The organism is Legionella fallonii LLAP-10 (assembly GCF_000953135.1).
Taxonomy (GTDB): domain Bacteria; phylum Pseudomonadota; class Gammaproteobacteria; order Legionellales; family Legionellaceae; genus Legionella; species Legionella fallonii.
Genome location: NZ_LN614827.1, coordinates 290,037 through 309,824, shown reverse-complemented (window position 1 = coordinate 309,824; position 19,788 = coordinate 290,037). Strand labels below are relative to the sequence as shown.

Below are 19,788 nucleotides of genomic sequence, written 5' to 3'. Positions count from 1 at the left end.
TTCCGCGAGCGGGCGCAGGGGGCATTTTGACTCAACCTACTGGAATGGGGACTCTTACATGAACAGTTACCAATAGGATTGAGATCCTATTGGTTTTATTAGAACTCGTCGAAAACGCTACTAAGGAGGCGAATTAATTCGTCGCTCCTCGCACTTCCCCCTCCTCAGCGAGTTTCTGAAGAGGGCTATTGTGAACTTACTGTCGCATAAAATGATCGTAAACAGCTCTACTTGCCAGGGCAATAGCTCGACTGCGAGGATAATCACTCGCTGATTGCGATTTAACGTATACTGCGATAGCAATATGCCCTTTATTATTGGGTAAAGTGATAATACCCACGTCGCTGGCAAAGCGGTATAATTTTTTAACGCCTGGATACCTCAAATAATCCTGCTCATATATTGCCCATGTTCCGGTTTTGTGAGCTACTTTCACAGAGCCGGGCAATAAGCCTCTTATCCTGCTTCTACCAGTTCTGCATTGCTCCATAATATTCATCAGTACTTTGGTGCTTGCCTCAGAAAGCGCTTGCTTTTTATATACTTTTACTAGCAATTTAGCCATATCTTCAGGGGTTGTGGTATCACGTGTATCGTTTTCAAAACGCTGCCAAGCTAATTTTTTTTGCTCAAGAGGAACCTGGTTAAAGGTTTTTTGCCACGCATTAACCGGTTGAGGTTTATTTAAATAAGCATGATCCACATGATTGGTATCTAAGAACATTTCCAGGATAGAGCGGTTGACGTAAATATTTTTAAATCCCAATGCATCCATACGTTTTTTCACATATTCCGGTCCATTCACTGCATGCAGCACAGTATCACTCGCACTGTTATCACTATTTCTCATCATGTATTTGAGTATTTGTTGCATGGACATATTGAGCTTTTTCTTCTCAAATAGATGATGCAAAGATCCGGAACCAGGGACAGAATTTTTCATATCCATCTTAATAACACGATTCAAAGAATCTTGTTTTTCATCCACCCGGTGCAAAAAAGCTAAGGCTATTGGGAGTTTGATAGTGCTTGCCATAAAAAAACGTTTGTTACTGTTATGCCCAACTATCTTATTTTTCTCGATATAAATAGCGGTAATGCCGATTACTGATTTTGATTTTTTCTCAATCGTGTCAATTTTTTTGGCCAGCTCAGCATCACTGCTAGTAGCCCAACAGCTCATTGACAACAATAGACTAAACAACCCGCACTGCCAGTGTTTCTTTATCCTAAATAGATTGGTATATTGCGCGAGTAATTTGATTTTCATAAAGTACTTAATCCTTTCGTCATTATTATTAATAATTTTATCGCGACTGATCAGCAACATGCTCATACATAGTACGCTGCTCACATAACTAATTGCACCTATTTTAGGATTAGTACAGCAATGATCAGTTGATGCTAATCCTATTATTACTTTTTCCAGAGGTTTGGAAAAGCCCCTTGATGAGTTTAAGAGCGGCTTAAAGTGATTTCACAAAGGCTCTGTGCTACTATGCCCTCCATCATAAACTGCGAGATTGTTATGACAGATTCCGTTACAACTTGGGCCGACGTCTTAGGAGATGAAAAGGCACAGCCGTATTTCAAATCTATTTTACAATTTCTTGAGCAAGAAAAAATGGCAGGAAAAACAATTTACCCGGCCCAGAATGAATTATTCAACGCATTTAAAGAAACGCCCTATGAGCAAGTCAAAGTGGTGATTTTGGGACAAGACCCATATCATGGTCCAGGACAAGCTCATGGTCTTTCTTTTTCTGTAAAACCAGGGGTTACGCCTCCTCCGTCATTGAAGAACATTTTTCAAGAATTAAAAAATGATTTGAACCTCCCTATTCCGACCCACGGTTGTTTAAAAAAATGGGCCAACCAAGGTGTTTTATTGCTCAATACCTCGCTCAGCGTGGAACAAAGCAAGCCGCAGTCTCATTCTAAAATAGGCTGGACTACTTTTACTGATAATGTCATTAAAAAATTAAATCATCATACTCACCCACTAGTATTTTTATTGTGGGGAGCTCATGCAAAAAATAAAAATGTTTTGATTAGTGATAAAAAACATCTGGTGCTAACTGCGGCCCATCCATCACCATTTTCTGTTCATCAAGGTTTTTATGGCTGTCGTCATTTTTCAAAAGCAAATACTTTTTTAGCGACACAGGGTCGAGATCCTATTGATTGGAGCTTATAAAAAGCATGGGATCCTCCCTCACCGATAGTTATTAGGCTATAGATGAGGGGGGTCCAACGTTTACTGCGAAGAGGATGATGGAGTTTGGCTACTGTGCGGTACCTCTGGCTCTTTTGACAAGTCTTTTGCTTGTTGACGAACAGCCCTTTCCTCTTTGAAAAAGTTATCTCTAGGAATGCTTTTTCCTGTTGACGATGATTCTTCCTCAATGGAGTGAGTCACTTCTTCACTAGAGGATGAAGGCGTAGCTATTCGAGGAGACAGTGACGCTTTAGATGATTTTCTAGGTGATATTAAATCTTTAAACATGGAAAAGCGTGGCAATACTTCTGATGACGAGGTCTCTTCTGACTTTGTTACTCTTGGATCAACAACAACGGGTGAGCTCGCTGTTCGATTTCGTTGAAATATCGTTCTTTTTTTCTCTTCGGAATATCCTTTTTTTACTCGCACACTTGAAGATTCCTCTTCAGTCGGTCGCTTTACAGTAAACTCTATCTTCTTCTTCGATGGTGAAAGAGATTCTCGCGATGTTGCAGGTTGTGGGGCTTCAGGCTCAGCCGGGACATCCTTTATCTTTTTGTCAATAACAGTAGAAACACTCACTGTTCGATCTTTCTGAAATATCCCTCTTTTTTTCTCTACAAAATTGTCTTTCCTTTTCTTCACTTTTGGACTTTGTCGTTCGTCTTCAGCAACTACCTGAGATGATGACGGCATAGCTATATTTCCATCAGCGGAAGCAGAAGAACTAGCAATTGCTTCATAAGAACTCTTTCTCGGTCTGAGTAAGAGCAATGCCCCCTTCAATGCACAAAGTTGTTTAAGAGCAGCCTCAAAGCTCATACGACGGCTTCTATCCGCATTGATAAAAGATTGGATGATTTTTTTTAACGTGGAGCCAACTTCTTTTTTAAAAACATCCAACTCAAAACTCATTTCATCATGAGGCCGCTTCTTACTGAGCCTTTGATATTCATCCTCTTTAGTATCATATTCCGTCTTTGCCCGCGCGATCTCTCCTGCGGTACCATTTTTCTGAATTTGATCGTAATGATATTTTGCTTCTTCTCGCAAATTGAATGCTATTTTTTGTTTTTCTGCTAAAGCGATTGCAACCATCTGGCCTGTTGCCAATTCGTATAAAGTAACCCCAACCATATATCGAGATTTTAATTCAATTTCATCAATACTGATGGTTTTACTGCGAACAGAACCAAAAGATTCGCTCTTGGCTAATCCTTGCGAAGCCCTCATTAACCCGCTGCCAGATTCATAAATGGGAGTATTCATCACCTCCCCTTTAAGAACAGATGTTTTATCGCGTATATCTAATAATGTTTTGATATCCGCAATCACTATACGCCCATCATTAGTAACGAGAAAATTACTGGGTTTAATATCGGGAAAAACAATGCCTACCGCCTTAAAATCAATCATGATCTGCAGGATATTTATTGAATAGCTTAACAAAAGTTGTTGTTTATTCTTGAGGAGTTCAGCATTATTTCGTGCCTGTAGCTCTAAACTTCCTTTGTCACAACATTCTATCACTTCTAGATGATATGTTTTGTCTCTATATTTTAACTTATTAAAGAAATATTGTTTGGGCAAATGTTCTTTAGTCTGTCCTTCTTGCAAATCCTTATAAGAAGTGATGTATGGCCCCTTGGGTAACAAGCGAAAAACAAGATTAACCTCATTGAAAGCCGCTAAAAAAACAGGAATAGCACTGCCTCCTAGATGCTTTATGGATATCTCACCACTCTTATAATCCGGATCTCTTACTATAGCCGCATTTAAGGCAACCTCTAGTAGACCAAACTCTGTTTCTGTATCAATTAGAGCGGCTAAAGGTTGTGTCTTATTTCCCTCACTCTTTCGGCTAAGGACGCTGGTATTATTCTGACCATCAAACCTTGCATTTATAAATGCTCTTACCAATATATCTATTTCTTGTTTAGTCTTGGTTTTGCCCATTGTTACACTGCTCCTGATATACTGGATTGACTATGGTACTGAGACTAAGATGTTAATCGATCCAGCGTTGTATTTCTGTCAAAAATTGAGGTTGTCTCATAGGTGAAATGCTCTTCACTTTGCGTTCGTATCATGACTTGATTGATTGTGCCTAGGCTATTGTTTTATTAGGGACTCATGATAGCAACATGACTCTCTTAATTAGGTGATAAAGATTTCAGCACACCAAATTCTGGCCAATTTTACAACATGAGGGACAAAATATCAACAAGACGATAGTAACTACTTTTTGACGACATTGATCATAATCATGCTCCAGGTAGCTAGTATATGAAGACCAATGAGGTATTCTAAAACCTGCGTCATTGATGCGATATAAGAGCAGAAAATTACAGCGTCGTTATTTCACTGATAAAATTGATATTTTTCTCTTTACTCACCCATATAGCCATTCAAAAAATCTGTCTAAATAGCTATTTCAATTTGCATATTTACGCCTATCGCCTATGATCAAATTAAACACACAATGTTTTTTATAATTACAGAGGAACAAAGGCAAGTTTTCCTTCCTTTCAATTTCAACAAGTAGGTGACCAAATGCGAGGCAGATCAGAGGCAGATCCTGTAGAAGGATTAGTGAAAAAACAGGCCGAGCTGGCAGGAAAAGTTTCATTGCTACAGGGTGAAATTAGAAGGCTCCGTGATGAAGTCACAAACGTTGAAACAACGAAAAGGCAAGTAGATAGCAATGCGGTCGCAATTAATGGCATAGTGAAAGAAATTGAGGGCTTGCAAAAAAACATTAAGGATGAAATAAACAAACTTACTGTAAAATCCAGAGAAATAAAAAATAGCACAACCGAATTATCTTCAAGCATTCAATCCGTACCTGATGCGCCCCAGTTTGATGGTGTACCACCACCTCCACCTCCGTTTAATTTTACTCCTAAAGCAAAAGGGGATAAAACCGGAAATACCCCTACAACTAGCACTCCAGAGAGGCCCCAAACTAACACGGATCCCAGTGGGGACATGGTGCAACAATTAAAAGATGGAGGGACAACGTTAAGAAAATCCGGTGGAACACAAGTAACAGAAAAAACTCAAGAACAAATTGAACAAGAAAAACGGGAAGCAATTCAACGCTATGAACAAAGCATTAGAACTAAAGAAGCAGAGATAGAGCGTTTGCTGAGCCAATTTGGTGAATTATCAACAAAATTAAAAACTGCTCAAGCAAGTCAAGGCGAATACCAACAAGCCCTAGAAAGCCAAGAGGGACTCCTCACACAATTAAAACAAAAAAAAGAGGCGATGGAAGGTAAATTAAAAGATGTTAAAGGCCAAGTGGGTACAGAATTAGAAAAAATTGAAACTAAAAGGAAACTTGAAGAGGAAGAGAATCAAAGAAAAGCAGAGGAAGAAAGAGCAAAACAGCAAAGTTCTTCAGAGGAAGTCAGTCAAATACCTGATGCGCCGCCACCTCCTCCTGACATTAATATACCACCTCCACCTAAATTTAATGTTCCACCACCTCCAGCTAAATTTAATGTTCCACCACCGCCCCCCATGGGAGGTTTATCATCAGCGAAAAAAGAGAAAGTGACTCTTTCCTCAGATAATAACAAGGTACAAGAGCCTAGCCCCTCGACCACTACGCCCCCCGTTGGGAAAGGTGATATAGATCTAGGGGAGCTCCAAAGAAAGGGTATAGAATCCCAAAAGAGGCAAGAAGCAAGAGCAGAGAGAGAATACCTAACTGACAAGTTGATAGATTTAGCAGTAACAATAGGTGATGAAGACCTTGATGAGGTAGAGCTTACAGAAAATCAACAGCAATTATTAGATTTGATAGGTGAAGATGGATTAGATGATTTACGAAAATCTCTAAGTGAAGGCGTAGCGGAGATACGTAAAAAAAATAGCACCCCAGGTATGATAGATCCCAGTAAAATAACTGGACGAAGGGCGGCTATATCTGGAGGAAATTCCGATGTAACAGCCGCAGTACAGAAAAATAAAGATAAACGTGAAGTGAGAGACGCCGTAGAAAAATTTATTGCTCAATCGCCCCAAAATACGACTTTATTGGAAACAAGCAAGGAGATAAAACAACGTGAAGAAGCTGAAGCAAAAAGGCTAGAAGAAGCACGAAAGATAGATGAAGCAAGAAAATCGGAAGAAAGAAACAAACAATTAGCCGAAGAAAAAAGGATAGCCGAAGAAAAAAGAGCCCGAGAGGTTCAACAAAAATTAAACGATATGGGGGCAAAAGAAGGTATTGTAAATCCTACTGGTGTACAAGAAGCCGAATCATCTAAAGCTAGAGTAATTCAAGAGGTTACTTCTAAACAGACAGCGCTAGATACGACAGATGAGTTTCTTCAATCCATAGAGAACGAATTATCTAGCGGAATTCGTGGGCTACAGGAAGCAGAATCTTCTCGTGATTCAGCATTAGAGACTGTTGCCGCAATGAAAAAAGAAGAAGTGGTTACGACAACGGTTCAGACAGAAAGAGTAGTTGATGTACCTCAACAAAATATCCATCAAGAAGTACAGCAAAGCGTTGTAATCGAGCCCCCCAAAAAAGATGAGGAATTAATCGCTGAAGCGAGACAAGAAGAAATAATAGTACAACCAACTGAAATCAAAGATCCTACTGAAGTAGTAGTGAAACAAGAAGAGCGAGTACCCGACCTCAAAGATCCTAATGTGACAACAGCGAAAAAAGAAGAGGCAATTATCGATATAGCGATAAAGCCTCAGCCTGACACACCTGAAATAAAAGCTCGCAAAGCGACAATACACAATCTAGGAATTGATGGAAAGATAGAAGGAATGATGAAGAAAGCCAATGCCTTAGAAAAAAGTGGCTTTACTGGAGCCGCCAAGGAAGCACAGGTGATCTGTAACAAATTAATTAATTTACGGGATGATTACATTTACGAGAGAAAAGGGAAGAACGATATTATAAAGGAATGTGATGATTGTGTTTGTCCCGAGAATACAAAAAAATTATCTGAGTCTAGAGGAATATTGGGTGCCATCCATAGATTTGTACAAAGCGTGAAAGAAGCATTCACTGGTGTTTCAGCTGTTCAAGATTCTAAGAAATCATCAATGGAGCGAGTTAGTGAGTTAAAAGGCTCAATAAATGCGTTAAAAGCAGAAATTGAAAAAGAGCAGCTAACGTCTGAAGCTAGTGATGAGGTAGAACATCGTTCTAGCATACAATCATCCATGTAATGCGAGAAGGAGTAGAACAATATTAAAGAGGTGTATCATTAACGACACACCTCTTTATTTTAAATTAAAATGGAGAGAAAGCTGCCCAAGCTTATGAGTCTCTTGAGCCGCATCCGTTGGCTTGACACAAACATCAAATAAAGATTATTCAGAGTAGTTATATGTGCCTCAAAGCCATGATGCAATGCTCGCTGAGGATTAATTCTCTAGATTGGACAAAGTGCAATTAGCACATACCCCTTTGATTTCTACAGTACAATTTATAATTGAAAATTGAATAGCAGCAGCTGATTCGGTTACCGAAGTGAAATCAATCATACATTCTAGTTCTTTGACAAAATCGCATCGGTTACAAATGAGGAATTGAGCCTGCCCCACATGATGTCCATGCAAACAAGCGACGTAGGATTTGAGACTGTCAATGCAATGAATAAATCCTTCTTGATGCCAAAACTGAATGGCACGATAAACTGTTGGAGGCTTAGGATTATCAACCTCCATTGATAGTCTTTGCAATATATCGTAGGCGCCGAGAGGTTTTCGCTCGTCCACCAATATTTTGAGGACACGCTCTCTTGGCTCCGTAAATCTATAGCCGTGGCTCATACAATGTTTATAAGCTTTATCCAACAAATTGTGTTTCATCAATTCTTTTTAAATTTAATCGTTCAAGTGAGACATTGTAGCACAGTCCTGACTTCACAGAAAAATAATTAAACAACTCCCTAATTATTTAACACAATACTCCTGTGGTTTAAAAATTACTTAATGCGTCTTGTTCTTTATCAATAAAATGTTACAATGTAACACTTTTAAAAGCCATAGCATGCTCTGTAGCGTTATAGGTCAGATCGTTCATTCTACTAGCCCTCTTTAACGCCTATACAGTCCTTTATAATGGAGGAAACCAATGTATTATTATAATTATCGATTCCGCCTTTTGGATACTCTCCCCTTTCTCGCTCCCGAACAAACTGCAGAGAAAATTAAGCATATTTTAAATGAGGACCAAGAGCTGCCATTAATACGAGTGGCCATAGACTTGACCACCACGAATAAAAGCATCAGCCTATTGTGTACCTCCGAAGATGCGACTGCCATACAAAACAAAGTCAACCAACTTTTGTTGGCAGAAGAGATTGTGCTTGACGAAAAAATGGAGATGGAAACGCTTTGGGATGATGAGGAAACGGGACATGAAGAACATGCACATGCTTCTATGCCTGCACATCCTGACCGCCCCAAGAAACGTAAAAAAAATAGAAAGCATGGTAACACTCATGACCACTGCGATAACGATTGCCATGGTCATGACCATCATCACGACCATCATCATGACCATCATCACGACCATCATCATGACCATCATCACGACCATCATCACGACCATCATCACGACCATCATCACGATCATCATCACGATCACGATCACGATCACGATCACGATCATGGCCATGATAATCATTGGCTTAAAGCCACATTAGGACTAATTTGGGGAGCAGGCTTACTGATCCTTTCTATTGCCAGTTTTAATATTCCTGTTATTGCTTATTATGTCATCACAGCACTTACTTCTTTGATGACCCTGTATTTGGGATATAATGTTTATCAATCAGCCTTAGATGCCTTACTTAAAGACAAGTGGAATACCTCAACCTTATACGCAATTAGTACGGTGACTATTGTCGTTGTCTCTATCGTTAGCCTTTTTGTTCCTGGATTACCCATGATGTTTGAGGCCGCGCCTCTAGTTTTAGGCTTTTGGCATTTAGGTGAAGGCATTGAACATACTTTAAAAGATGAAATTAAAAATAAATTAGATATACGTGACTGTGCGCCCCAACGAGTATTACTGAAAGGTAATCCTGATAAGAAAATCTCTGTCAAAACATTAATTCCTAACGATATCATTGTAGTGAAAAAAGGAAATGTTATTCCTGTCGATGGGGTATTAACTCAAAAAGCACTTATTTATACTACGCGCGTCGATGGCTCGCCCTATCTCAAAGAGTTTAAGCCCGGCGACGCAGTTAAAGCAGGCATGCGCTTAGCAGATCATATCCCCTCGTTGGAAATGCGTGTTACTAAAACCTATCAAAACTCTTATCTCTCATTGATCGCCAAAAACATTGAAAAAGCTAATGATGAAAAAGCACCTGTTGAGGTTTTTGCTGACACTGTATTGAAATACTTTATCCCTGGATTGCTCTCTATAGCACTTATATCAGGTCTTGTTATCGGCGTAGTGTTCACCCCTGCCTTGGCTATTCAATGTGTGGTTTCTGTTTTGGTCAGTGCTTGTCCTTGTGCCCTGAGTTTGATTACTCCTATGGCAGTTAGAATTGGGATGAAAAAAGCATCTGATGAAGGGATTCATTTTAAAAATGGAAAGGCACTACAAGCAGCAGCAGATATTGACATCATTGTTTTTGATTTAAACGGCACGCTAACGCAAGGAAATATTGAGGTTAATGCATTGCATACTGCAAATAAACAGTTTTGGCAAGATAAAAAGCTATGGCAACATGTGGCGTTATTAGAATCTCAATCAGATCACCCCGTAGCCCAAATTATTAAGTCGCATGCAGAAGCTCAGAACACTACCTCCAATCATCCTTTAGAAATAACGGCTATTGATAAAAGCCATCACTCTGGGATAAGCGCTTTGATTAATGGCGAGCGATTTATGATAGGCAATAAAGATATGCTGTTAGCCAATGGAATGGCAGAAATCAATGAGCCTTATGATAATCCTGAAAATGGTTCCATTTATATTGTGTATAAAAAAGAAATCATAGGCCAAATTGCTTTAAACGATCCTTTACGTAAAGATGCCAAAGCAACAATCGACCAGTTAAAGCGCCAGGGTAAAAAAATACATCTTTGCACCGGTGCAGATAAAGCTACGGCAGAAAAATATGCCGCATCATTAGGTATTGACGAAGAAAACATTTGTGCCAACACGGTAGGTGCGGTTACCAAAGAAGGTGAAGTTTCTAAAACAAGTTATATTGAGAAGCTAAGACGCCAAGGCTATAAAGTGGCCATGGTCGGTGATGCTGCCAATGATGTTACCGCAATTGCCTATGCAGATGTTGGTGTTGCCGTGCGATCAAGTATTGGTGATGATGTTACCGAACAACACGCAGGTATAGTAGTGCAGGAAGGATTGTTATTTCCTATTGCTACAGCATTTGATGTTGCTGAGAAAACTAAAAGCAATATCTTCCAAAATTTATTCGTAAGTTTAAGCTATAACTCTTTGGTTACTTTAGTTGCAGCAGGATTGTTTGTCGCATTAGGTTTTGCTCTTAATCCCGCACTAGGTGTTGCTCTGATGGTGCTTGAGTCGACTATTGTTTTAGCGAATTTATATCGTTTTAAACAACAGGAGGTTGTTACTGCTGCAGCAAATACTAACCATGAGGTATTAGCTGAAGAAACCCCAGGAAATACAACTGCAAAAATGTTGAATGCTCTTGGTCATACTCCTCAACCAGAGGAAAAATTAACCAGTGCAGCAGAATCTATTCCAGTGAGTTCTAAGGTGGTCAATTTATTCGCTCCCCAAGAACATCTTGCCCCTTATACTCCTGAAGTAGCAACAGAAGAAAAAGCATGCCGATTTGGTTGATCTGGTATAGCCCTCAGGCTAAGAATGAAATATCCGTCTAGGCCCTCTCCCGTGATTGAGTATTTGGTTCTAATCAAAATATCTCACGCAGGCGAGGGAACTGTTTGTGCCATCTGAATATTATTCAGCCTCTTATTTCCTCTCCATCGAGGGAGAGTAACTAGTACCAATAGTCGCTACTAAATCTTGATGGACTCATCTTTTTACTCCACTTAAAATGATAAAATAGTTATATTAATCAAAAAGAAATAAAGAACATTATTTTTAATCAAAGGAATGTGCCATGAGTCAGGATTTATTCCGTTATAAGACCTATTTCTTAACGTGCCTATTACTATTTAGCTACGTTTATATGCACCTAAAATTAACGTTTATTTATGCCGACGTAGTGCTGGATCAATTAGTAGATTTTTCTGCACGGCTCCCTTTTGGTCAAAGACTCTTAGTCCCTGCATTGGTTCGCGGTTTACATGCTTTTCTTCCTATGGATATTCCTAATTTGTTTTTTCTTGTAGAGCTTATTTTTGTTGGTCTATTGTATGCTGCGATGAAACAGTTATTGCAACAAGAGTTTTCTCCACGATGTGCCACCTGCCTTAGTTGGCTTTTTTTATTACTATTACCCCTAGAAACGGCCATTAATTATGGCTTAGCAAAAAACTACCCCGCTCCGTATTACTATCCTTATGACAGCGCCTCACTCTTTTTTATGACGGCTGGATTCTTGCTGTGTTTACGTGCTCAATGGCTTCTCTTAACCTGTTTCATCGCATTAGCTACGTTAAATAGGGAAAGCAGTATTTTGTTAGTACTTCTTATCCCCTTGGTGCATTGGTCACAGCTAAAACAAGTGCTGAAACCTTTTTCTTTTGCCCTGCTAGCTTATATGATCACTAGAGGCTTGGTGCTCTTTTGGACAAGGAACTTACCTGGTGGTCTTGTCGAATGGTATTACCAAGCATCAGAATATACTTATTTCGAAATCAATCTCTATTGGCTTTTAAACATGCAACATATTTTTTTATTTGTGTACTGTTTAGCAGGACTGCCATTATTATGGTTTGCCTTTTATGATTATATTCCTGCGAAATACAGACCCATTCGCTATCTTGCCTTATTTTATTTTTTAGGTTTATTGCTAATTGGCAATTTCCCTGAGGCGCGAATATTTGGTGAGATCGTCATTCTTCTTTATTTGCCAGTCTGTGCTGCTCTTAAATGCTGGGTCAACCAGGAGGTTATACCTCTTTCGAAACTCGCGACAGAGAGAGAAGGACGAGGAGGCACGGGGCGTCAAACAGGAGTGTACACGAAACAGGAAGATTCACGCACTGCAGCGACGCAACCATTCTCTTCTGCAAAAGAGTTGCGACAAAGGTCCAGTGAGCGTAAGGGGATCCTATATTACCTCAATCGATACGCTGTATTAGGAATTCTAACTCTCGTTGCACTCAGTCGACCAGTGATCTTGAGTCTTATCTAGTCACCGAGTAACAACCTTTTTCTCGTTGCGCAATAGTTGAGTCACACCGAACAAAATTGCAAATAAATAGGATAATGCGGCTAGAAGTAGCGCTATATTATAACCAAACATCATGGACGCAGCCATTGCAATAATAGAACCTAAAACAGACGACGCCCCATTCAATGCCCAAAACCAAGGTATATTATTTGTAAACCGCTCTTGGGCGAAACGAATACCAGCAGGTAGTGCAACACCCATAAAAAAAGCAGTGGGAGCTAATATTAAAATAAAAAATAATACTTTTAAAAACCAGGGCTGCACTTCTGTGTAATGTAAAAACCAATTAAAGTAACAAGAAAGTAATGTGGCAATTACCACAACAGCAACAAGACTAATAATCAATAAATATTTTAGACTGGTCTGTTCATAACGCCCAGTCGTCATACTGCCTAGACCACCAAAAAATAATAACCCGCATAGACTGATGGATAAACCATAGACAGGACTTGTTAAATAAACAGCTCCTTGTTGTATGAAAGGAATTTCAATAAACATAAATCCTAGGCCTAGAAAAATAAAATAAGCACCCCAGGAAATGGACAATTGACCTTTATTTTTTGAAAAGCACGAGGGAACAATATAAAATAAGAGAACTAAAACAGTAGAAGTGATCAAAAGAAAGAAAAGAACAAAAACCCCATAAAAATTAAATACTTGCCCTGTAATTTCTTTGCCATTTAAGATATCCATAACTTTGGAGAAATAGAACATTTGAAAGAAAAATGGCCTATTATCGCTATTAGGGCGAATGTCATAATAATAGTTGTCAAGTAATTGGTTTAAGTTATTCGTCGTCAATGCATTTTCAAATAAAGATTCATTGTGCATTCCGTGAGGAATATAGACCATACCAAAATGTAAGCTATCAGCTAACTGTTGAATTTGCTTTAGTTCACTGTCGGTAAACGGCTCTCGCTTGACCAAAACAGTCGCTACAGTATTTCTTTTCTTTACGCTACTATTTTTAATAACAACAATATTATTTTCTATATTTTTAACTCCTATTTGTTCCAGAGCAACTCGCGCAAGAATAGCCACTTTAATCGTTTGATTATCAGGAGTGAAATAAAATCGCGAGACACTGAGAATACCTGATGGTGATAAGTGATTGATGTAATTTAAAAATGCTTCTTTGGTATATAAGCTGTTTTCCGTCATCGCAAATGCTCCGGCAACGGTCGCTGCCCAGCTGTCAATTAGAGGAATCTGTATGATGTCAAAATGAGAATGGCTTCTAGCCAGGAAACTTCGACCTTCAGCTACTACAATATTCACGTACTTATTATTGTAAATGTTACCGGTAAATTGGGCATATCTATTTTTGATTAAATCCACAATGACAGGATGAATATCAACACCAGTAATTTGTTTATTATTAAAAATTAATGCGGTTAATACATCACGACCACCGCCTACTCCTAAAATAAATACGTTTGCATCGCGCTTCAAATAATAAGGAAGGGCAGTAATGTCGTATTTTAAAAAATCAACTTTTGCATAATCGCCGTCAAAAGGAACAATAGGTGTCCCAGCACTGGCATCCTGCTCAATCCACAGTGTTTTATATTGATGAGTCGTTTTATAGGTGTCACTCATCCCCCAACCAAAAGGATTGGTATTATTTGCTCCGCCATACAGAAACTGCGGATATACTGTAATTCTGGACAGCGGGGACCACTTTTGAAAAAGAACTGTATTGTCTTCACTATAATAATTTTTAGGCTGATTTACTTTAAAAGCAGAATCGCTGAAGAACAATAAAATTAAAGTAATGAATAAGAGGAGAAAGGGAACTATTTTAACTCGCGGTAAACCAAATAATAATGCAGCAACAGTACATGCGAGACTTGCAACTAGAATCACCTGTGGCGCAGTCAAATAGCTGATGGCAATAATACAGGCAATACACCCTGCAGCGGCCCCCAACAAATCAGCACCATAAATCATCCCTGATCGATTGGGCCAATTCAGAAATAATATAGATAAAATCATGCTGCCCAAAATAAAAGGCGCCGTGCAAAACAAATAAAACAATAAAAAACTAATGATATGTGACGTATCTAAAAAATTGGGTAGTCCATAAGACAACGCAGCCTTTAATCCCAAAATAATACTCAGCCCTTGCGCCATACTGAGAAAATATAAATTTTCATGCACCAAAACTTTAAAGTGCTCTTGAAAATGATAGACCAATAATCCACCAAACCCTACGCCAAAAAGAGCCAGTGATACCGTAAAATACGAAAAATGGTACCATAGCGTTACCGAGAATATTTTCGTTAAGGTGATTTCCACCATTAAGATCGAAAGACTAATTAGAAAAATAGCACTATAAATACTTTTGCATCGCATCAAATTACTCATCCTTTTCCTATATTCTTAGCTCTCTGGTTAGAGTTAATTAAATCTACCCTAGATGCCAAGATAGTCACACACAATGAACAATAATCACAGCAAATTTCTTTTTATTTTCCATATATTTTTACATAATACATAATACTTAGTGCCCGTTCTTTTCACTAATAAACGCGACAAAATAGACCGCTCGCATAACCCCAGCTTGTTTCAATTTATAATTGCCAAAGACACAGAGTTGACTTATTATTGGGCATCATTATTAATTACACCCAAGCACGGATATTCCTCGTTATAGTATTGGTGCTTGTTCTATGGAAGGAGTATACCTTATGCTTTTTAGCCAAGCCCTATTAGCCGCTACATATCAAGGTGGCAAATATGGTAAACGTACCGATGAGCATGAAAAAGCTGAGTTTCATCGCTTTAAAACAGAACATCTTTTTAAGAATAAAAAAATCCCCGAAGATTTATATGTCGCTCGTTTGATCCAACACTTTGTGATCATCAAAGCTATAGAGACACAATTAAAGGGATTGGAAGATAAAACCCCAATTAGTGCGTTTTTTGCTTTAACTTATATTGAGCAGTTATGGCGTACTTCAGGGATACGGGCTGACTTAGAACAATTAGACGTTAATGTTGATGAAATTAAAGACCATCAGATAGCCCCTGCTACTCAAAAATACCTTAGTGACATCAAGCAATTACCTCCGAAAGCATTGCTTGCGCATTTTTTAATGCATGTTGCCGGTTTTATGCATGGTGGCAATGCTATTATCAAAAGATACATTGAGCCTAGTAACGCGTTAACCAATTATCAAATATCGACTCACCAATATGATTTTTCGTCTATAGTTAGCGGGGGTGGTTCATCACTCAATGTTTACAATGACATGATGAAACAAATGGATACGATAGAACTAGAAGAGGATGAAGCTGACGAGATCCAGAAACAATGCACAGAGGTCTATTCAACGATGACCAGCATCTATGACGATTTATGCGATATGTATACCAAGCAATCAAAATTACCTTATTACCTCGTTGCGGTAGTGACCATTGGCATGATTGCCATTGCTTGGTTTTTTGACGTCTTGAGTCCAATTATGAACGATACTAACTCGTATAACCCGAGACCTGGTTAAAAAGGTAGGTCGCTGGTTTCTAGTATTCATAGCGACATTCGCCTAGGAAAACATCACGTAATAGGGCATGTGTCGGTGATTTTTTCAGATGGGGGTTGGGGCGACGATGTTTTGTCGGGCAATTTGTTGCCCGACCTTGTATCTTAAAAATCTTATATAATCTCTTAGTTTTTATTATTTTAGCTAAGTAATAAAAATGGGAAGTGATAGATCGTCCCGACCTAGGGCTTTTAGCTACGCCGTCGTTTTAGAGAAAGCGGAGATATTCTGTTGCAGCTTATTGATTAATAGAGGATCCGTTTTACCCTCCCATGACCACAAGGTGCCCTTGTCAGACTCTTGTTTTAGTACTGCTGCTGCCATGGCTACGCCTTCTTTAAAAAGCTGAGGATTTTTGCACGCCTTTCGAAATGCTCTTTCCGCCCCCCCTCCTGGATTTGCTAGTCCAGCTACGTCATTGAGCAATCGGTGAGCTACTAATTTGATGAGCTCATTATCATCCAGATCGGTGTCGGCATGATCGCCGACCCCATGCTCTGCATGAGCAAATCCGCCGACCTCTTTTACGGTTTGCAATTGAATACGATAAATTTCTTTTTCTTGCTCTTCTGTGAGAGCACCGAATACCAACCATTCATTATGGCTAATTTGCTTTAAATCATGTCCATATAAAAAAGGGCCTGATAGCTTAACCGCAAGATTTTTTTCTATTCTCTGACGTAATAAGGTGGTGTATTCGTGGGTCATCGTGCCCGGCATCAAGGCGTCATCAAAAGGAAATAGAGTCGCTTTTTCTTTTAGTGAGAGTGACAAAGTTGTGGCGGCGGAGATTGTTCGCATTTGAATTATCATACGCTCATTAAAAGAGTGGGGCTTTATTTTAATGATCTGCATTATCTCAGTATTCTTATCGTAAAAATGATTTAGTTTTTCTGTAAAATGAACAATGTTTGTTTGACCTTGCTGATAATCCGCTACTTGCACTATGACCAGTTCCTCATAACTCGTGTTTCTAATTTTTGGTGGAATGAGGAACCGGGAAAAATACCTTCCTATCCAGGATTCCAGGTTAATATAAAGGGTAGGTGCGAAGCGAATAAGAGCGTTACGTAAACGCATGAGTTGAGTAATATGTTTGGGTACCCATCTATAGCTACTGGCCAGAAGAGCCGCCATAATAAAGCACACGCCGTTATTTACTATTTCATTGACTATTAGGGCATTCATCGATTCGCATAAAATGGGTAAGGAATTAGGATGATCTGGCCCTTCGGCAAAGAGAACCTCTTTATAAAATTGTTCTTTTTTATCTTTAGCATGAAACAATAATACATAAGTCTGAGTTATTTCTGGCTTTTTATGGACAAGATACATCTGATAAACAACCGCTTGGGAGCCCTCACCCCCATCGCCAGGAAAAATAAGATCCCCCCGATGATTCCTTATGGGATAGCTTTTTTCAAAGAAAAGTTTTTTTAGAAACTCATCAATCTCGTTGAGACAAGGAAGTTCGATGTCGTCGATTGTTATTTCATTATTATCGATACGCTGTAATAAATCTTCACCAGACGTCATAGCACTAGATCGAATAAAGCCATTATAGATTGCTCCCTCAGAACTAATTGCCACAACGCCCATATTACCTGTATGAGTTAGAGATGGGCGACCATCTCTATTATTAACCTCAACCCCACCACAGGCATTAGCGCAGCTTGCTCCAAAAGTATTTCCGAGATCATGCGAGCCTGTTTTATGGGGAAGACTAAAGTTAATTTTGTTGAGTTCAATTTCTGCGTCCTTTAAAGCTACACCAGGTTGCACAAGAAGTATTTTATATTCTTGCTGTTGCGGAATATCGAGAATTTTAATCTTCTTTAATTTCAGTGTCTTAATAATAACTACGTCACGCTCTTCACCATTAGGTGTTCCCTGCCCTTTTAAGGCGGTATTAGCTCCTTGCAGAAGATAACCAACATTCATCTGTCTATATAAACTTATTAATTTATAAACATCGGTCACGGACTCAGGATATACTGCTGCTATTGCTTTTCCTTTTTTTCCTCTAAAACCGACCAATAACGGTTGTAAGGCTCTACCAGTGTTAATTTCTATATTGGGTAAGAGACGTTTGCTTTCCTCAAGAATATTCTTTTGTGTTGTTGATAACATAGACATAGTCCCTATAAAGCCCCGTCATATTGGTTAGTATTTTGATTTTGCGTTTTTAAAAACTGCCAATCTTCCTTTGTAATATCGAGTTTTTTGCTAACCTTACTCTGTTTTGAAATGAATGAACAAGACGAGGTGAACAGCATCGCTAGCAATAACCATCGATGAATCCACATTGATTTATTCCTTGTTATTTCCATAGCCTTTCTTCGGTTTTCTCGAGCAATCTATTGCTTCGGTTGCACACCAACTGTTGATAGTTGCCAGGTCACTTTTTTTGCCTGGCTGCTGTAAGTATAAGTATATTTCTTCAGCTGTAACATGACGACTGAGAAAATTATTTTGTAATCCCTCTACAATAATCTTCTCTTGTCTCGTCTTTTTCAATCCTTATCGTCCGCAATTAGTAGCAGATATCAAGTCCATAAAATACTTCGCTTCATTTTGTTAATAAATACATGAAGTTCTTGCCCTATAAAATAGTTTTTTATCTATCGGACCAAAAGGCATTGACGTCATAAATCCTTAATAATCGGTGTATTACAATGAAAGTGCAGAACAATTTTATGCCTAAATTAGGATAAGAGAGATTGCCATGAAAACTAATTACCTGTCAGCTAAAAACAATTCCAAAGCAGTGAATGACATTAAAGAGGCAATTCAGAACATTCTAACATTAGACGAAGAAGCAATTAGCCTCTATTGTCCAAAAGTTTTTAATAAATTAGATAAAGTGCACAAAAATTCTATTTTTGAAACGCTCACTGAACAGGACTTTTTAGATATTATCAATGAATTAAAACAATCATTGCCTAAAATTTCTGCCGATATAGAAAAAATAAAAAAGAAACTAGAGCCGCTGGAGCAACGTACCTTGGATGATCAAGGGCTTAGAATAATGGAAAAAATGCAAGTTAATTCTGCAAGAATGCATTCAATCCAAGATCAATTAAAAACTCCTATGCCAGAAAAACCCGGAGCTTGGAGCCGTTTCATCGCGGATAAAAACCCAGGTTTCTTAAAAAGCATTTTCTTGTTTTTTGTACCCCAAACAGCCATTGAAAATGCACAGAAGGCTTGTGATAACTACGATAAAGAAGCTATTAATCGCTGGAATTTAACTGTCGAAAGGAGAGCTCTAAACTCGGAAAATGAGAAGCTGAAAACGAGTTACCATGCTTCGGAAAAGCAAATTGAACAGCGAGACGCAATGCAGCAAAATTTGCAAGAGTTAAGTGGAGGACAACTGATATTACAGCAAGCAACTCAACAATTAGAGGAGCATTTTAATAATTTAGTACCTAAGGCTGACGCAGCGCGAGCAGAGCAACAACTTGATCTTAAAGAGCTTGAAGAACTTGAAGAACTTATGCAAGAACTTGAAGGACTTGACGATGAGTTACAGTTTTCAATGGAGTTATAGCAGGATTAGAATAAAAAAGTCATACTTACAGGATTAAAAGAAGTTGGCTTTAAATAGTATGAGATAAGAGGCTGGATTGTACGATCTGGCCTTTCTTGTTACCTATTT

The 19,788-nt window shown here is 38.7% G+C and carries 12 protein-coding genes; 6 read left to right on the top strand and 6 right to left on the bottom strand.

From position 1 onward, the window contains the following. Positions 1-196: 196 nt before the first annotated feature. Positions 197-1,270, bottom strand: a complete 1,074-nt coding sequence (gene bla / locus LFA_RS01155) for a class A beta-lactamase (protein ID WP_045094565.1) — start codon at positions 1,268-1,270, stop codon at positions 197-199. Positions 1,271-1,528: 258 nt separating this feature from the next. Here bla and ung point away from each other — a divergent pair, with 258 nt between their 5' ends. Next, the gene (gene ung, locus LFA_RS01150; RefSeq protein ID WP_045097328.1) at positions 1,529-2,197 is read left to right on the top strand and encodes a uracil-DNA glycosylase; all 669 of its coding nucleotides are present in this window, start codon (positions 1,529-1,531) and stop codon (positions 2,195-2,197) included. Positions 2,198-2,257: 60 nt separating this feature from the next. Here ung and LFA_RS01145 read toward each other — a convergent pair whose 3' ends face one another. Continuing rightward, a complete protein-coding gene (locus tag LFA_RS01145; protein ID WP_045094564.1) occupies positions 2,258-4,177 on the bottom strand; it encodes a protein kinase family protein in 1,920 nt (639 codons plus the stop codon). A gap of 597 nt (positions 4,178-4,774) precedes the next feature. Here LFA_RS01145 and LFA_RS01140 point away from each other — a divergent pair. Then, positions 4,775-7,426 (top strand): coiled-coil domain-containing protein, encoded by a 2,652-nt coding sequence (locus LFA_RS01140; protein ID WP_045094563.1) that lies wholly within the window; start codon positions 4,775-4,777, stop codon positions 7,424-7,426. Positions 7,427-7,624: 198 nt separating this feature from the next. Here the strand turns inward: LFA_RS01140 and LFA_RS01135 are convergent, their stop codons facing one another. After that, positions 7,625-8,071, bottom strand: a complete 447-nt coding sequence (locus LFA_RS01135) for a Fur family transcriptional regulator (protein WP_045094562.1) — start codon at positions 8,069-8,071, stop codon at positions 7,625-7,627. A gap of 265 nt (positions 8,072-8,336) precedes the next feature. Between LFA_RS01135 and LFA_RS01130 the strand changes: the two genes are divergently transcribed. Both LFA_RS01130 and LFA_RS01125 read left to right on the top strand, forming a co-directional pair. Further along, positions 8,337-11,060: a heavy metal translocating P-type ATPase gene (locus LFA_RS01130; protein WP_045094561.1), complete on the top strand. Its 2,724-nt coding sequence runs from the start codon at positions 8,337-8,339 to the stop codon at positions 11,058-11,060. 283 nt (positions 11,061-11,343) lie between these two features. Beyond that, positions 11,344-12,543: a hypothetical protein gene (locus tag LFA_RS01125; protein ID WP_045094560.1), complete on the top strand. Its 1,200-nt coding sequence runs from the start codon at positions 11,344-11,346 to the stop codon at positions 12,541-12,543. Here LFA_RS01125 and LFA_RS01120 read toward each other — a convergent pair whose 3' ends face one another. Continuing rightward, on the bottom strand, positions 12,544-14,949 hold the full coding sequence (locus LFA_RS01120) for a spermine/spermidine synthase domain-containing protein (RefSeq protein ID WP_045094559.1): 2,406 nt from the start codon (positions 14,947-14,949) through the stop codon (positions 12,544-12,546). Between the two features lie 323 nt (positions 14,950-15,272). Here LFA_RS01120 and LFA_RS01115 point away from each other — a divergent pair, with 323 nt between their 5' ends. Next, complete coding sequence (locus tag LFA_RS01115; protein ID WP_045094558.1) at positions 15,273-16,088, top strand: biliverdin-producing heme oxygenase; 816 nt, start codon at positions 15,273-15,275, stop codon at positions 16,086-16,088. 234 nt (positions 16,089-16,322) lie between these two features. On the opposite strand, the gene LFA_RS01110 is transcribed toward LFA_RS01115, so the two are convergent. Next, the gene (locus LFA_RS01110; protein WP_045094557.1) at positions 16,323-18,257 is read right to left on the bottom strand and encodes an FAD-binding protein; all 1,935 of its coding nucleotides are present in this window, start codon (positions 18,255-18,257) and stop codon (positions 16,323-16,325) included. 180 nt (positions 18,258-18,437) lie between these two features. Continuing rightward, on the bottom strand, positions 18,438-18,644 hold the full coding sequence (locus tag LFA_RS01105; protein WP_045094556.1) for a helix-turn-helix domain-containing protein: 207 nt from the start codon (positions 18,642-18,644) through the stop codon (positions 18,438-18,440). A gap of 208 nt (positions 18,645-18,852) precedes the next feature. Here LFA_RS01105 and LFA_RS01100 point away from each other — a divergent pair, with 208 nt between their 5' ends. Then, positions 18,853-19,680: a hypothetical protein gene (locus tag LFA_RS01100; protein WP_045094555.1), complete on the top strand. Its 828-nt coding sequence runs from the start codon at positions 18,853-18,855 to the stop codon at positions 19,678-19,680. Positions 19,681-19,788 lie beyond the last annotated feature (108 nt).

What these genes read in the sequence shown, in the direction of transcription:
- LFA_RS01115 (WP_045094558.1), top strand. Translation starts at nt 15,273, where the DNA reads ATGCTTTTTAGCCAAGCCCTATTAGCCGCTACATATCAAGGTGGCAAA.
- bla (WP_045094565.1), bottom strand. Translation starts at nt 1,270, where the DNA reads ATGAAAATCAAATTACTCGCGCAATATACCAATCTATTTAGGATAAAG.
- LFA_RS01130 (WP_045094561.1), top strand. Translation starts at nt 8,337, where the DNA reads ATGTATTATTATAATTATCGATTCCGCCTTTTGGATACTCTCCCCTTT.
- LFA_RS01140 (WP_045094563.1), top strand. Translation starts at nt 4,775, where the DNA reads ATGCGAGGCAGATCAGAGGCAGATCCTGTAGAAGGATTAGTGAAAAAA.
- LFA_RS01110 (WP_045094557.1), bottom strand. Translation starts at nt 18,257, where the DNA reads ATGTTATCAACAACACAAAAGAATATTCTTGAGGAAAGCAAACGTCTC.
- LFA_RS01125 (WP_045094560.1), top strand. Translation starts at nt 11,344, where the DNA reads ATGAGTCAGGATTTATTCCGTTATAAGACCTATTTCTTAACGTGCCTA.
- LFA_RS01120 (WP_045094559.1), bottom strand. Translation starts at nt 14,949, where the DNA reads ATGAGTAATTTGATGCGATGCAAAAGTATTTATAGTGCTATTTTTCTA.
- ung (WP_045097328.1), top strand. Translation starts at nt 1,529, where the DNA reads ATGACAGATTCCGTTACAACTTGGGCCGACGTCTTAGGAGATGAAAAG.
- LFA_RS01145 (WP_045094564.1), bottom strand. Translation starts at nt 4,177, where the DNA reads ATGGGCAAAACCAAGACTAAACAAGAAATAGATATATTGGTAAGAGCA.
- LFA_RS01100 (WP_045094555.1), top strand. Translation starts at nt 18,853, where the DNA reads ATGAAAACTAATTACCTGTCAGCTAAAAACAATTCCAAAGCAGTGAAT.
- LFA_RS01135 (WP_045094562.1), bottom strand. Translation starts at nt 8,071, where the DNA reads ATGAAACACAATTTGTTGGATAAAGCTTATAAACATTGTATGAGCCAC.